This window comes from Streptomyces sp. MRC013 (assembly GCF_023614235.1).
GTDB lineage: Bacteria > Actinomycetota > Actinomycetes > Streptomycetales > Streptomycetaceae > Streptomyces.
In genome coordinates this window covers 3,127,572-3,141,847 of the sequence record NZ_CP094264.1, presented here as the reverse complement: position 1 = coordinate 3,141,847, position 14,276 = coordinate 3,127,572, and the positions used below count along the sequence as shown (strand labels likewise).

Annotated in this window: 8 protein-coding genes and 2 pseudogenes; 7 read left to right on the top strand and 3 right to left on the bottom strand. The window is 76.3% G+C overall.

The annotated features are described in order from the left end of the window. The first annotated feature begins 321 nt into the window (after positions 1 to 321). A pseudogene (locus LUW75_RS14465) lies at positions 322 to 3,348 on the top strand (AfsR/SARP family transcriptional regulator). A gap of 199 nt (positions 3,349 to 3,547) precedes the next feature. Further along, positions 3,548 to 3,775, top strand: coding sequence for a sigma-like protein (locus LUW75_RS14460; RefSeq protein WP_250335980.1), 228 nt, complete (start codon positions 3,548 to 3,550; stop codon positions 3,773 to 3,775). Between the two features lie 127 nt (positions 3,776 to 3,902). On the opposite strand, the gene LUW75_RS14455 is transcribed toward LUW75_RS14460, so the two are convergent. After that, positions 3,903 to 4,484 carry a hypothetical protein gene (locus LUW75_RS14455; RefSeq protein ID WP_250335979.1) on the bottom strand — a complete coding sequence of 194 codons (582 nt, stop codon included), beginning with the start codon at positions 4,482 to 4,484 and terminating at the stop codon, positions 3,903 to 3,905. A 753-nt stretch (positions 4,485 to 5,237) separates the two neighbouring features. Here LUW75_RS14455 and LUW75_RS14450 point away from each other — a divergent pair. Further along, a complete protein-coding gene (locus LUW75_RS14450) occupies positions 5,238 to 5,690 on the top strand; it encodes an Lrp/AsnC family transcriptional regulator (protein WP_250335978.1) in 453 nt (150 codons plus the stop codon). Between the two features lie 423 nt (positions 5,691 to 6,113). Here the strand turns inward: LUW75_RS14450 and LUW75_RS14445 are convergent, their stop codons facing one another. Further along, a complete protein-coding gene (locus LUW75_RS14445; RefSeq protein ID WP_250335977.1) occupies positions 6,114 to 8,573 on the bottom strand; it encodes a serine/threonine-protein kinase in 2,460 nt (819 codons plus the stop codon). A gap of 366 nt (positions 8,574 to 8,939) precedes the next feature. Between LUW75_RS14445 and LUW75_RS14440 the strand changes: the two genes are divergently transcribed. Continuing rightward, a complete protein-coding gene (locus tag LUW75_RS14440) occupies positions 8,940 to 9,488 on the top strand; it encodes a GNAT family N-acetyltransferase (RefSeq protein WP_250335976.1) in 549 nt (182 codons plus the stop codon). A 58-nt stretch (positions 9,489 to 9,546) separates the two neighbouring features. Here the strand turns inward: LUW75_RS14440 and LUW75_RS14435 are convergent, their stop codons facing one another. Next, positions 9,547 to 10,374: a VOC family protein gene (locus tag LUW75_RS14435; RefSeq protein ID WP_250335975.1), complete on the bottom strand. Its 828-nt coding sequence runs from the start codon at positions 10,372 to 10,374 to the stop codon at positions 9,547 to 9,549. Positions 10,375 to 10,741: 367 nt separating this feature from the next. On the opposite strand from LUW75_RS14435, the gene LUW75_RS14430 reads away from it, so the two are divergent. The 3 genes and pseudogenes from LUW75_RS14430 to LUW75_RS14420 form a co-directional block, all read left to right on the top strand. Continuing rightward, the gene (locus LUW75_RS14430; RefSeq protein WP_250335974.1) at positions 10,742 to 11,389 is read left to right on the top strand and encodes a TetR family transcriptional regulator; all 648 of its coding nucleotides are present in this window, start codon (positions 10,742 to 10,744) and stop codon (positions 11,387 to 11,389) included. Between the two features lie 263 nt (positions 11,390 to 11,652). Continuing rightward, positions 11,653 to 12,336 carry a pyridoxine/pyridoxamine 5'-phosphate oxidase gene (locus tag LUW75_RS14425; protein ID WP_250335973.1) on the top strand — a complete coding sequence of 228 codons (684 nt, stop codon included), beginning with the start codon at positions 11,653 to 11,655 and terminating at the stop codon, positions 12,334 to 12,336. 579 nt (positions 12,337 to 12,915) lie between these two features. Continuing rightward, positions 12,916 to 14,115 (top strand): annotated as a pseudogene (locus LUW75_RS14420) (flavin-containing monooxygenase); the annotation flags it as partial. Positions 14,116 to 14,276: the final 161 nt, after the last annotated feature.

Genomic DNA, 14,276 nt, shown 5'->3' with positions numbered 1-14,276 from the left:
GCCGGACCCCGCCGAGCGCGCCGCGCCCGACGCGGGGGCGACCGTGCGGCGCGGCCAGGGCCGCATCCCGCGCGTCGGCGCCGCCCCCGGGGCGCCCCGGCGGCCCCGGGGGCGGCGCAGGGCCCGCCGCGGGTACGGGAAGCGGGTCGGCACACCCGCGATCGACCGGACCGCGACCGGTCCCGGCGTCAACGGCCGTACCGATGTTCCCCAGGTCGGATCTGTCACGATCTCGTGTGGAGTGTCACCCGGTGCTGACGTGCCCGCCGCCGACAGGGCAGACTGTGGACGGCGATACCAGCGGTACGGGCAGGGGGAGCTATGGGCCGTGACGACGGGCCGCGAGTGCCGGAGCAGCGTGTTCCACGGCAGGCGCGGGTACCGGGCGGCCAGGCGGCGGGCGGCGCCCCGGCCCCCCGGCGCGCCGCGCGCGGCCGCGGCGGGCGGGCCGGACGGCCGCGCCGGCCTGCGCTTCGCGGTGCTCGGCCCGGTGCGGGCATGGCGGGACGGCGAACCCCTCCCGTCCGGCTCCCCCAGCAGCGCGCCCTGCTCGCCGCACTGCTGCTGCGCGAGGGGCGCACGGCGACGGCCGCCGAACTGATCGACGCCATCTGGGGCGAGGAGCCCCCGTCCCAGGCCCTCGCCGCGCTGCGCACCTACGCCTCCCGCCTCCGCAAGGTCCTCCCGCCGGACGTCCTGGTCAGCGAGTCGGGCGGGTACGCGATCCGCAGCGCCCCGGACGCCCTGGACCTGAGCGCGGCCCAGGAGCTGGCCGCGGAGGCGGAGAAGGCCCGCCTGGCCGGGGACCGCGTCCGGGCCGTGGCCCTGATCGGCGAGGCGCTCTCCCTGTGGGACGGCGAGCCCCTCGCCTCCGTGCCGGGGCCGTACGCGGAGACGCAGCGCGCCCGGCTGGAGGAGTGGCGGCTCCAGCTCGTCGAGACCCGCCTCGACCTGGACCTGGAGTGCGGCCACCACGCGGAGGCCGTGTCGGAGCTGACCGCGCTGACCGCCGCCCACCCGCTGCGCGAGCGGCTGCGGGAGCTGCTGATGCTCGCCCTGTACCGCGGCGGCCGCCAGGCCGAGGCCCTCGCCGTGTACGCCGACACCCGCCGCCTCCTCGCCGACGAGCTCGGCGTGGACCCGCGCCCCGAACTCTCCCGGCTCCAGCAGCGCATCCTCCGGGCCGACAGCGAACTGGCCCGGCCCGTCGAGGCTCCCGCTCCCTGCGGCGCGCCCGTCGCCCGGCCCGCCCAGCTCCCCGCCACGGTCCCCGACTTCACCGGCCGCACCTCCTTCGTACGGGAGCTGGGCGGCCTCCTCGTGACGACCGAGGGCTCCGTCATGGCCGTGTCGGCGCTCGCCGGCATCGGCGGCGTCGGCAAGACGACCCTCGCCGTCCACGTGGCGCACCAGGTCCGGCCGCACTTCCCGGACGGCCAGCTGTACGTGGACCTGATGGGCACCGGCCAGCGGGCCGCCGAGCCGGAGACCGTCCTCGGCTCCTTCCTGCGCGCCCTCGGCACCCCGGACGCGCAGATCCCCGAGACCCTCGACGAACGGGCCGCGCTGTACCGGTCGGCGCTCGCCGGCCGGCGCGTCCTGGTCCTGCTGGACAACGCCCGCGACGCCGCCCAGGTCCGGCCGCTGCTGCCGGGCACGGAGGGCTGCGCGGCGCTGATCACTAGCCGCATCCGGATGCTCGACCTGGCGGGCGCGCACCTCGTCGACCTGGACGTGATGTCCCCGGACGAGGCGCTGCAGCTGTTCACCCGGATCGTGGGCGCCGAGCGGGTGCGGGCGGAGCGGGAGGCGGCGCTGGACGTGGTCGAGGCCTGCGGGTTCCTGCCGCTGGCCATCCGCATCGCCGCGTCCCGGCTGGCCGCCCGGCGCACCTGGACGGTGTCCGTGCTGGCGGCCAAGCTCGCCGACGAACGGCGCCGGCTGGACGAGCTCCAGGCGGGCGACCTCGCGGTGAAGGCCACGTTCGAACTGGGCTACGGGCAGCTGGAGCCCGCGCAGGCCCGGGCGTTCTGCCTGCTGGGCCTCGCCGACGGCCCGGACATCTCCCTGGCGGCCGCCGCGGCCGTCCTGGGCCTGCCGCCGCGGGAGGCCGAGGACCTCCTGGAGAGCCTGGTCGACGCGTCCCTCCTGGAGTCCGCCGCCCCGGGACGCTACCGCTTCCACGACCTGGTCCGCCTCTACGCGCGTGCGTGCGCCGAACGCGACGAGCGGGTCCGGACGCAGCGCGAGGCGGCGATCTCCCGCCTCCTGGACTTCTACCTGGCGACGGCGGCCCGCGTGTACGCCATCGAGCGCCCCGGCGACCGCCTCGTCGACCACCTGGAGCCGACCGCGTACGAGGGCCTGGCCTTCACCGACCGCCACGAGGCGCAGGACTGGCTCCACACGGAAGCCGGCTGCATCCTGGCCTGCGTGCAGCAGTCGCTCGGGCCGTCGACGCTGCGCCGCGCCCTCGACCTGCTGCTGTGCTCCAAGGACCTGCGGGAGTCGGGCGCCAGCGCCCTGCGGTACGAGGCGGCGACCACCGCCGCCGGGGAGGCCGCCACCGCAACCGCCGACGTCCACGCCGAGGCGCGCGCCCGCGTCACGCTGGCGCAGGTGCACAGCACGGCGGGACGCTTCGAGCAGGCCGCCAGGGAGGCGTCGCGGGCCGTCGAGCTGGGTGAGGCCACGGACGACCCGTGGACCTGCGGCAACGCGCCCAACGAACTGGGCATCATCGCGATCTGCACCAACGAGCACGCGGAGGGCGAGGCCCATCTGCTCCGCGCCGTCGAGGCGTTCCGTGCGGACTCCAACCGGGCGGGTGAGGCCAGCGCCCTATGCAATCTGTCCCGCGTCGTCGCCTCCGCCGGCCGTACCGACGAGGCCGTCGAACTGGCCCGGCAGGGCGTGGCCGTCTACGACGAACTCGGATTCACCCTGCGGCTCGCCAACGCCCGGTACGCGCTGGGGACCGTCCTCACGCAGGCCGGGCGGCTGCCGGAGGCGCTGGACGAGCTGTCCGGCGCGCTGTCCATCTTCAGGGAGAGCCGGCAGCGACTCTGGGAGGGCACCACGCACTTCCGCATCGCCCAGGTCCATCTGTCCTCCGCCCGCCCCGCCAACGCCGCCCGGCACGCCGAACAGGCACTCGCACTCGGTTGCATCGGCGGTGCGTGGATGCAGGCCCATGCGCAGACCCTCCTGGGCAAGGCCCTGCAACAGCTCGGCCAGATCGACCGGGCACAGGTCTGCTGGCGGGAGGCCCTGTCCATCTACGAGGAATCCGGGGCCCCCGAGGCAGTGGAGGTACGGCAGCTCCTGTTGCCGCTCCGCGCGGCCTGACTGTCGCCGAGTGCGTTCATCGAACGTTTATGAGCGGCTGCCATCCTCGACGACATCGACTCGTCACGTCGGGGGGCAGGTGAGTCGACAGGTCCTCACCACTAAGGTGAGCGTCCATCGGAATGCCCGTTCGGCGACCCTCGGGGGAGTTGCCGAACGGGCATTGCCAGACAACACGTCCGCCAAGGGGGAGCCTGTCATGAGCGACATCCTGAAGAACGAAGAAATCACCACCATGGACAGCCACGCCCCTGCGCCGCCGACGGGCAGGGGTTTCGACCTCACTGCGCAGGACAGCCACGCAGACGTGCAGCCGGCCGGCGGCCCCGAGGTCACCACCATGGACAGCCACGCGCCCGCGCCGCCGGCCCTGGGACCGGACATCGCCGCCATGGACAGTCACGCACCGGCGCCGCCGGTCAGGTAGACCCGCCCGAACGGGGTGCGGCCGCGGCGGCGCGGAGGGGAGGCCGCCGCGGCCGCTGCACGTCCGGGGCCGCGGGCCGGAAGTGGACGCGGCCGTGGACGCCGGCCCCACGGCCGCGGGCGCCGCGTCAGCTCATCGTGCGGTGGGCCCGGGTGACGACGCACTGGGTGTACTCGGAGCCGTTCTGCGTGCCCGTGTAGACCGTGGTGGCCTCGGTGGTCCTCGAGCCGTTCGCCGGGACGAGCAGGTCGTCCACCCGGGCGGCGGCGTACGGGGCGCTCGCACCGGTGGCGCCCTTGAACTGGATCGTCGCCTCGTACTCGTAGTCGAGCGAGCCGCTGTTGGTGACCGTCAGACGCGCGACGAGGTTCCTGCCGGACGCGTCGAGCTTGCACTCGTCGATGCGGATGTCGCGCATCGCCGAGGAGTTGGAGCCCGAGCCGCTCGGCACGGAGCCGCCGCTGCCGGAACCGCCGCCGGAGCTGGAGCCGGAGCCACCGGAGCTGTAACCGCTGCCACCGGAGCTGTAGCCGCCGCTGCCGTCCGTGTCGCCGTAGCCGCCGCTGCCGGAACCGCCGCCGGAGCCGGAGCTGGAGCCGGAGCCCGAACCGGAGCTGGAGCCGCCGCAGCTGCCACCGCCCGAGCCTCGCGCGCCGGTCAGGGCGATCAGGACGACACCGAAGACGGCGACCGCGCGAACATGACGCATTCTCATGTTTCAACCCCCGTTGAAAGTGGAATGATAGATGGCTCGCTTCTGACGAGCACACGTCACCCTAGCAGTGGCCGGACCCCCGGCCGCCCCCGCAGCGGCCTCCCGCGCGGAGGCGGGCGCCCGGTCCGCGGCCAGCCCTCGTCGGCGCCGATGACGATTCGGTCCGCCCCGTGGACCCCGGCGACGCGGCGGCGGACCGTCCGGGGGTTCACCGGGGCGCCGCTTCGAGTCCGGGCCGGCGCCCCGGTCCGGCCGGGTGCGGGCCGGTGGCGCACGGGACCACCGGGTACGGGCCGGTTCCCCGCGGCGGTGGAAGGGCGGTTGCGCTCGGCGCCGCCCCAGGAGACGTCGGCGGCCGTCTCGGGGATGTCGAGACGGCCGATCAGGGCGCCGTCGGGGTCGTGGCGGTGCACGCCGTCGTCCGTCGCGGCGGCCCGGAGCAGGCCTCCCGTCCCACCGCGGCATCCGGTCGTCGGGGATGCCGCTCCAGACCGCCCGGCGCCGGACCGGTGGGTGGACCGGTCCCCGGCCCGACGGCGGCCGGTGTCCAGGACCTCCGGCCCGCCGTCGCCGCTCGCGCACCTCCCGGTACGGAACCGGCCGTCGAGCGTCCCGTACGGTCCCGTGCGCCCGCCGCTCGTCAGGCCCACCCTTCACGAAATCCGCCCGTACCGAACGTGAGTCGGCCTGGGGCACATGCCGCATGATGAGACGCTGTTCTGACTGGTCCGTCTCGAACGGGGAGTTGTGGATCGCATCGATCGTGCGCTGCTGGCCCGGCTCCAGCAGGACGCCACCCAGCCCTACGCCGCGCTCGGTCAGGCCGTCGGCCTGTCCGCCGGCGCCGCCCACGAGCGGGTGCGGAAGCTGCGGGAGCGCGGCGTCATCCGGCGCACCGCCGTCGAGGTGGACCCGGCCGCGGTGGGCAGCGCCGTCCTGGCCTACGTGATGGTCGACTCGACGTCCTGGATGGGTGATTCGGCGCAGGACTTCGCCGCGCTCCCCGAGATCCTGGAGGCGCACGTCATCGCCGGCAGCGCCTCGGTGCTGCTGAAGGTCAGGACCGCGACCGCCGGACAACTGCGGGACGTGCTCCGCCGGATCCACGCCATCGACGGGGTCAGCGGAACGCAGGCCACGGTGGTCCTGGAGACCTTCTTCGAGCGGCCCCTCTCACCGCTGACCGCCGACCGGCCGTGAGCGGCCGGGGCCGCCTCGTGCCCGGCGACCGTGTCCGGCTCCCCGGTGGGGACCGCCGACGCCTCCGCCGGGACGCGGGCCGCGCCCTCCGGCTGCGGCGGCATCGCGAGGCGCTCCCGGTCCGGCGCCCGTCGCGCGGGGTGGACCGGCCGGTACGCCGTCAGCGCCGCGAACGGGTCCGGGGCGCCGTGGTCCCCGCCCGGCCACCGCCCGCCGGTGGCCGCGGCGGCAGGTCCCGCGCCCGGCCGCGTACCGACGTCCCGTACGGGACCGCCGGGGCGCGGCGCCCCGGACACGGGCCGGGAGAGCGGCGCCGGTCCGCCGACGGCCGCACCCACCGCCCCGGTCGGCGGGAAGGGGCCTTTGCGCCCTCGCCCCGGGCGGGCACCGCGGCCGGTCCGGGTGCCGTCCCGCGGGGCGGGGTTATCCGGCGACCGCCGGGCGGGGGCCCGTGGCGGTGCCCTTCTGGGCGTCGAGGGCGTAGACGCAGCGGTCCTTGCTGCACGCGTACACGACGCCCGCCCGGGCCACGGGCGAGCCCGTGATCTCGCCGCCCGTCGTCAGCTTCCACCGCAGCTGCCCGCCGGCCGCGTCCAGCGTGTACAGCACGTGGTCCGCCGAGCCGAAGTGCAGCCGCCCCTCCGCCACCACGGGCGCGCCGACGATCTCCCCGCCGGCCGCGAACCGCCACTTCGGCGTCCCGGTGACCGCGTCCAGCGTGTACAGGGCGCTGCCGCTGCCGACGTGGACGCTGCCGTTCGCGACGAGGACCGGCTCGACGGACTGCCGGGCCTCCGTCGCGATGCGCCACCGGTCCTTGCCGGTCGTCGCGTCGAGGGCGTACACGGTGCCCAGGTAGTCGGCGAGGTACACTCCGCCGCCGGTGACCGAGGGCCCCGGCGCGAAGGCCGGCGGCGACAGGAAGACCGCCGGTGCCTCGAAGCGCCAGCGCACGTGCCCCGACAGGACGTCGACGGAGAGGACCCGGGTCCCGGCGGCGACGTAGACGTAGCCGTCCTCGGCGGGGGTGACCCGTACGGGTACGCCGCCGCAGGACGCCGCGTCGCCCACGGGGTACGACCAGCGCTCGGTGCCGGTGCGGGCGTCGAGGGCGCGCAGCCGGGCGTCCTGCCACACGTAGACGGTGTCGCCGTGGACGGCGGGGCCCGCCTCGGGGGTCTCGAAGTCGGTCTGGGCGCCGGTCAGCTCCCACAGCCCGGCTCCGTTGGACGCCTCCCAGGCCTGGACGCCGCCGCCGCGCGTGCCGGTGACGACGGTGCCGCGGTCGACCTTGAGCGAGTACACCCACGCCTCGGTCCGCAGCCGCCACAACTCGCCCGCGTCGAGGGCGTCGAGCGCGTACAGCGTGGGTCCGTCGGAAGCGTGGATGCGCCCGGCGGCGACGGCCATGGACCAGGCGACGTCGCGGGTCTTGAACTGGCGGCGGCCGGTCCCCACGTCGAGGGCGTGGACCTCGAAGGAGGTGACGTAGAGGAGGTCGCCGTCGACCGCGGGGGTGCCCCACACGTCGTTCGACATGCGGAACCGCCAGGGGCGCCAGTGCCCGGGCGCGGGGTCGGGCGCGGCGACGGTCGGGCCGCCGTCCGTGCCGTTCGGCTGGGGCGGCACGCCGGGGAGGGGGCGGCCGGTGGGCGGCGGGGCGGCCGGGCCGGTCAGCCCGGCGGGCGGGCGGATCCAGCCGGTGGCGGGCCCGGCGGGGTCGGGTGCGGCGGCGGAGCGGCCGTCGGCGCGGCGGGGGCCGGGGCCGATGGGCACTTTCGAGCCGGGGAGCCGGACGGGCGACGCACCGCCGTGCGGGCCCTGGGCGGACGGCCGGGCGGGGCCGTGTCCGGTGCGGGGGTCGCCGCCGCGCCGGACGGCGTCCCAGTCCCGGCCGGGCGCGGGGGCGCCCGGGGCGGGGCCGCCGGACGGAGGACCCGGCGGGACGGGCGGGACCGGCGGCGGGCCGGGAGGGGGCGGCGGCGCGGAGGGGCGGCCGCCGCGCCGGTGCTCGATCATGGCGGTGGCCCGTGCGGGCAGCCACGCGGAGGCCGTGCCGCTGTCGTCGCCGCCGGCGAAGAGGTGCGGGGCGAGCTGGGCCTGGAGGTCCGCCGGGGTGGGGCGGAGCGCCGGGTCCATCTGCATGCAGGAGTCGATCAGCGGGCGCAGCTCGCCGGGCAGCCCCTCCAGGTCGGGTCCCTCGCGGAGCAGCATGAACACGGTCTCGACGGGGTTGGCTCCGTGGAACGGCGCGTGTCCGGTCGCGGCGAACACCAGCGTGGAGCCGAGCGAGAAGACATCACTCGCACCGGTGACGCTGCGCGAGTCGCGCGCCTGCTCGGGCGACATGTACGCGGGCGTCCCGACGGCGACGTTGGTCATCGTCAGCCGGGTGTTGGAGACGCCGGACGCGATGCCGAAGTCGATGACGCGCGGGCCGTCCTCGACGACGAGGACGTTGGACGGCTTCAGGTCGCGGTGGACGAGGCCCGCCCCGTGGATGGACTGGAGGGCCTCGGCGACGCCGGCGGCCAGCCAGCGCACGGCGGGCGCGGGCAGCGGCCCGCACTCGTTCACTATCTCCTCGAGGGAGGGCGCGGGGACGTAGGCGGTGGCCAGCCACGGCACGGCGGCGCGCGGGTCGGCGTCGACGACGGCGGCCGTGTAGAAACCCGACACGGCCCGTGCGGCCTCGACCTCCCGCGTGAAGCGGACGCGGAACAGCTGGTCCTCGGCGAGCTCGGTCCGCACGGTCTTGATCGCCACCCGGCGGCCGGACGCCGACCGCGCGAGATAGACCAGGCCCATGCCGCCGGCGCCGAGTCGGCCCAGCACCTCGAACGGGCCGATCCGTCTCGGGTCGTGCTGCGTCAGCTGCTCCACTTGCCTGCCACCTCCCCGTCAGGGCCATGGGGGTACGACCCTGTGCACCCTGATTCTTCCTGTCCGGGGCGGTGGTTGCGAACCCGGGGGCGGATCGGGGTGTCCCATCCGTAAGGGGACACCCGTGCGAAAGGACCCGGGCCGACGGGGGCGGGCGCCTCCCGCCCGGGTCCGATCCCCCTCCGCGCGCCCGGGCCGGCCCTTCCCCCCGGGCGCGCGGAACCCGCCGGCCGTCTCCGCGCGGTCGCCGCCCGCCCGACCGCCGTGACCGCCCACCCGACCGCCGTGACCGCTCGTGCGCCGTGCGGCGCCGGACGGGCCCCGTGAAGCGCCGATCACCCTCACGGGTGCGGGTGGGTCGCCCCCATGACCGGACTCGCCCCCGTCACCCGGCCTCCCGCCCCCACAAGGACCGAGCGGCTCGTGCTCCGCGAGTCCTGGGCCCGGGACCGCGCGGCGTTCATCGAGCTCTTCGCGTCGCCGGAGGTGGGCACCCGCCTCGGTGGCCCCCGACCGCGTGACGAGCTCGAACGCGTGGTGCCCGAGGTGCCCGGTCGGCGTCCCGGTCTCTTCGTGGCCGAGCCCGGCGGAGCGGTGGTCGGCACGGTCACGTTCGAGCGGCGCGGCGCGGAGCGTCCGGGGCACGTCCGGCCGGAGGCCGGAGAGGCCGAGCTCGGCTGCATGTTCCTGCCCGGGGCGTGGGGGCGCGGGTACGCCGCCGAAGCGTGCGCGGCGGCGCTCGACTGGTTCGCCGACGCGTTTTCCGACGAGCCCGTGGTGCTCTGCACCCGGACCGCCAACGGCCGTTCGATGCGCCTCGCGGCGAAGCTCGGGTTCACCGAGGTGGAGCGGTTCGAGGAGTACGGCGCCGAGCAGTGGTTCGGCGTGCGGCCCCCGGTCCCGGCGGCCGGTTGAGCCGGGACCGGCACGCCGGTCGTCCGGGCTCTCCCCGGCCGGCTTCCCCGGGCCCGCCTCAGGCGGCCCTGGGTTCGGCCAGTACGGCGAAGGCTGCGCCCTGGTCGTCCGCGAGGAGGGCGATCCGGCCGTACGGGGTGTCGAACGGCTCCTCGGTGACGCGTCCGCCGAGGCGGAGGGCGGCGGCCACCGTCTCGTCGCAGTCGGCGACGGCGAAGTACACCAGGAAGTGGGCGGGCATCTCGGCGGGGAACGCCCCTCCGATCACGCTGCGCCCGCCGATCGCGTCGGCGTCGGTGGGTTCGCCGGGGCCGGCCGGCGACCAGACGCGGAAGTCGGCGGACGGGTCGTCGATGTCGCGGGTGCGGTAGCCGAAGAGGTCGGCGTAGAAGGCGTCGACGGCGTCCTTGTCGCGGGCCCGGGTGTACACCTCGGTCCAGCAGTACGAGCCGGGCAGGCCCTCCTTCTCGAAGCCCGCGTGCTCCCCGGCCTCCCAGACGCCGAAGACGGCCCCGCCGGGGTCCGCGGCGAGCGCGGTGACGCCGGCGGCCCCGACGCGCACGGGCTCGGTGATGACCTGCCCGCCGACCTCCCGGATGCGGGCGGCGAGGGCGACGGCGTCGGCGGTGGCCAGGTAGACGCCCCAGGCGGTGGGCATGCGGCCGTCCCGCTTGGGGGCGAGCCCGGCGACGCGCAGGCCGTCGCTGAGGGCGGTGGCGTACGGGCCCTGGATCCCGCCGTCCTCGGCGAAGGTCCACCCGAACAGTTCGCCGTAGAAGCGCTTGCCCGCCTCCAGGTCCGGGAGCAGCACGTCCACCCAGCAGGGCGTGCCCTCCGGTTTCTCCTCCGGGGCGCCTCCCGGCGTGCGTTCCGCGGTCGCGGCCATGGGCGTGGTTCCTTCCCTGTGCACGAGCGCACACGGATCATGTGTGCCCGTCACGGCCACGCTAATGCGGGTGCGGGTCCCCCGCAGGGGGAGGAGGTCCGCCCGGAGAGTTGTCCACCGGAGTTTTCCACAGACTGTTGATAATCATTGCGTATGAAAACACGCAGAGAGGCGGGGCAGGGGGCCGAAGGCGCGGACGGGGAGGTACGGGACCATCCGTGGAACGGTCGGCGAATCCGCGGCGAACCGCCTCCGGGCGCCCCTCCACCCCCGCTGGAAAACCCGCCCGGAACAGCCCGCGCACGGCCCCGCACCCATTTGCAGTCGGCCGAATCGCGCGCCGAACACCCGTCGGTAAGCTGACGGCATGACAGGACAAGTACGCACCGTCGACGGCCGCGTGGCCGGCCGACGCGGCCAGGCGACGCGGCAGAAGCTGCTCGACTGCCTCAGCGAGATGCTCAGCTCCTCGCCGTACCGGGACGTCAAAGTCATCGACGTGGCCCGGAAGGCGGGCACCTCACCTGCCACCTTCTATCAGTATTTCCCGGACGTGGAGGGCGCCGTCCTGGAGATCGCCGAGGAAATGGCCAAGGATGGCGCAGGATTGACCGAATTGGTATCGGGTCGGTCCTGGGTCGGCAAGGCGGCGAGACAGGCGTCGGAGGAGCTGGTCGAGGGCTTCCTCGACTTCTGGCGGCGCCACGACGCGATCCTGCGCGTCGTGGACCTGGGGGCCGCCGAGGGCGACAAGCGGTTCTACAAGATCCGCATGAGGATCCTCGGCTCGGTCACCGGCTCCCTCACGGACGCGGTGAAGGAGCTCCAGGCCAAGGGCCGCGTCGACAAGGACGTGAACCCCGCCGCGATGGCCGGGGCGCTGGTGACGATGCTGGCGTCGGTGGCGTCGCACCAGAAGGGCTTCCAGACCTGGGGCGTCAAGCAGGCCGAGCTCCGGCCGAACCTCGCGGTCCTGGTCCACCTCGGCATCACGGGCAAGAAGCCGGCCAAGTAGGGGCGGGCGAGCGTACGGAACGCTCCCGCACGGCCCCTCCCCCGCCCGCGCCCCGGCGCCTCCCCCACCTCCACCGCCCCGGCGCCTTCCGCCCTCCACCGCCCCGGCACCCCGGCTCCTTCCGCCCGACCGCCCCTCCGGTGCCCCGGGCACGGCACGTCCTGTCACTCCGGCTGCAGCGCGTCCCGCGACGAACGGCCGCCGGCACCCCCGTGCCCGGGCCCGGACCGGTCCGCCCCCCGTACCGGGCGCATGATGTCCCCATGACCCACGGCCCGCACGCCACACACGACGCCTTCGAGGCCGCGCTCCACGCCCTGCGGGTGTGGGAGACCGATCTGCCCGCCTTCGATCCGCGGACCGCCCCGGACGACCCGCTGGACCTGTTCCGCACGTGGTTCCTGGACGCGGTGGAGGCCGGCCAGCCGGAACCGCACACGACGCAGCTGGCCACCGCCGACGGGGACGGGCGCCCCGACGTGCGGACGGTGATGCTGCACGGCGCCGACGGGCGCGGCTGGCGGTTCGCCACGCACTCCACCAGTGCCAAGGGCCGCCAACTGGCCGCCCGCCCGTACGCGGCGCTGCACTTCTACTGGCCGCTGCAGGGCCGTCAGGTACGTCTGCGCGGCCCCGTCGCCCCGGGTACGCCCGAGGAGGCGTACGCCGACCTCCACGTCCGCTCCACGGGCGCGCTCGCGGCGGCGCTGACCGGCCGCCAGAGCGCGCCGCTCGCCTCCGTGCAGGACCTGGCGGAGGCGAGCGCGCGGGCCTGGGAGCGAGCCGGGTCCGACCCCGGGGCCCACGCCCCCACCTGGACGGTCTACCGCCTGATCCCCGAAGAGGCGGAGTTCTTCCAGGGCGACGCGCGGCGCCGCCACCTCCGCCTGCGCTACGACCGCGCGTCGCCCGCCGCCCCCTGGTCGCGGGGCCTGCTCTGGCCCTGACGCCCGGCAGGGACCGGACGCCCTCGGACGGGCCGCCCCACCCCCGGAGGAGGCGACCCGCCCCGGAAGGGGCGACCGACCCGGAAAGGGCGACCATCCTCGGGAAGAGACCACCCGACCCGGAAGGGACGGCCGGCTCCGGGAAGGGTCGGCCGGCCTCGGACGGGACGGGGTGGCCTCGGGTGGGACGGCCGGGTCCGGGGTGGCGCCCGCAGTCCTTCCGCGGGTCGCCCCGGGCAGGGGTTCGGCCGGGCCCCGCTTAGGGCGACCCGCACCACCCTCCTGCGCCAGGGCCGACCACCGCGCCGCACACCGCACCACCGCGCCCCGCACCGACCACCGCGCGCCGCCGCGCACCACACCGCGTCGCACCGCACCGCCACGCACCGCACCGCCACGCATCACATCGCATCACCGCGCCCCGCACCGCGCACCGTGCACCGCCACCGCGCACCGCGCCGCGCCGGCGGCTCCGCCCCCGCAGGCGGTGCGGCCCCGTGGACAGCGCGGCCTCCTCGTGACCGGTTTCCCCTCAAAGCCGGGATCGGGCGGTCGCGACGGCCGTTACGCTCGGCGTCCATGGCCCCTGCGAGCAGTCCGCCCCCCGCGCCCCCGGCCCCCGTGCTGGGACCGCCCGTCTACGTCGTCGGCGGCGGTCCGGGCGGGCTCGCCGCGGCGGCGGCGCTGCGCGAGCGCGGAGTGCGGGCGGTCGTCCTGGAGAAGTCCCCCGCCGTGGCCGCGTCCTGGCGGCGCCACCACGACCGGTTGCGGCTGCACACGACGCGCCGCCTGTCCTCGCTGCCGGGACTGCCGATGCCCCGGTCGTTCGGGCGGTGGGTGTCGCGCGACGACGTGGTCCGGTACCTGGAGGGGTACGCGGAGGTCCACGGCCTGGAGGTCGTGACCGGCGTCGAGGTCCTCCGCATAGAGCGGGCGGCGCGGAGCGGGGACGGGCGCGACGGTGACGCGGGCGGCGCCCACTGGGTGCTGCACGCCTCCGGAGGGCGGCGCCTGACCACGCGGGCGGTCGTCGTCGCGACGGGCGCCGCGCGCGTGCCGGTGCTTCCCTCCTGGCCGGGCCGGGACGAGTGGGCGGGCGACCTGAGGCACGCCTCCGCGTACCGCTCCCCCGCCCCGTACGCGGGGAAGGACGTGCTGGTGGTCGGCGCCGGGAACAGCGGTGCGGAGATCGCCGTCGACTTGGCGGAGGGCGGCGCGGCGCGGGTGCGGCTGGCCGTCCGCACCGTGCCGCACGTCGTGCGCCGCTCGGTCGCGGGCTGGCCGGCGCAGGCCACCGCGATCCTGGTGCGGTGGTGGCCGGTGTGGGCGGCGGACCGGCTGCTGCGGGCGCTGCAGCGGGTGACGGTACCGGATCTGTCGGCGTACGGGCTGCCGCGCCCGGGCACCGGACCGTACGCGCGGCTGCGGCGGGACGGTTCGGTGCCGGTGTACGACACGGGGCTGGTCGAAGCGGTGCGGCGCGGGCGGGTGGAGCCGGTGGCCGCGGTGACGGGCTTCGAGGAGGGCGGCGGGGTGGCCCTGGCGGACGGTTCGTCGGTGCTCCCGGACGCGGTGATAGCGGCGACCGGCTACCGGGCCGCACTGGAGGGGCTGGTGGGGCATCTGGGAGTACTGGACGGGCGCGGCCGCCCGCGCGCGTACGGGGCGCGCACGGCGGCGGGGGCGCCGGACCTGTACTTCGTGGGCTTCGTCCGGCCGCTCGGCGGCCTGCTGCGGGAACTGGCGGCGGAGGCGCGGCGCGTGGCCCGCGCGATAGCGGCGACCCCGCAGCCTCCGGCCCCGTACGGGGTGCACGGCGGCCACGGCCCGGACGAGGCGCCCCGGGCCCCCGGGGCTGCCGCGGGGAAGGACGGCGGACCGGCCCACCACCCCGACGGAGCCCCGGAGTTCCTCCCCCGGGGACGTTCCCACCGGTCAGC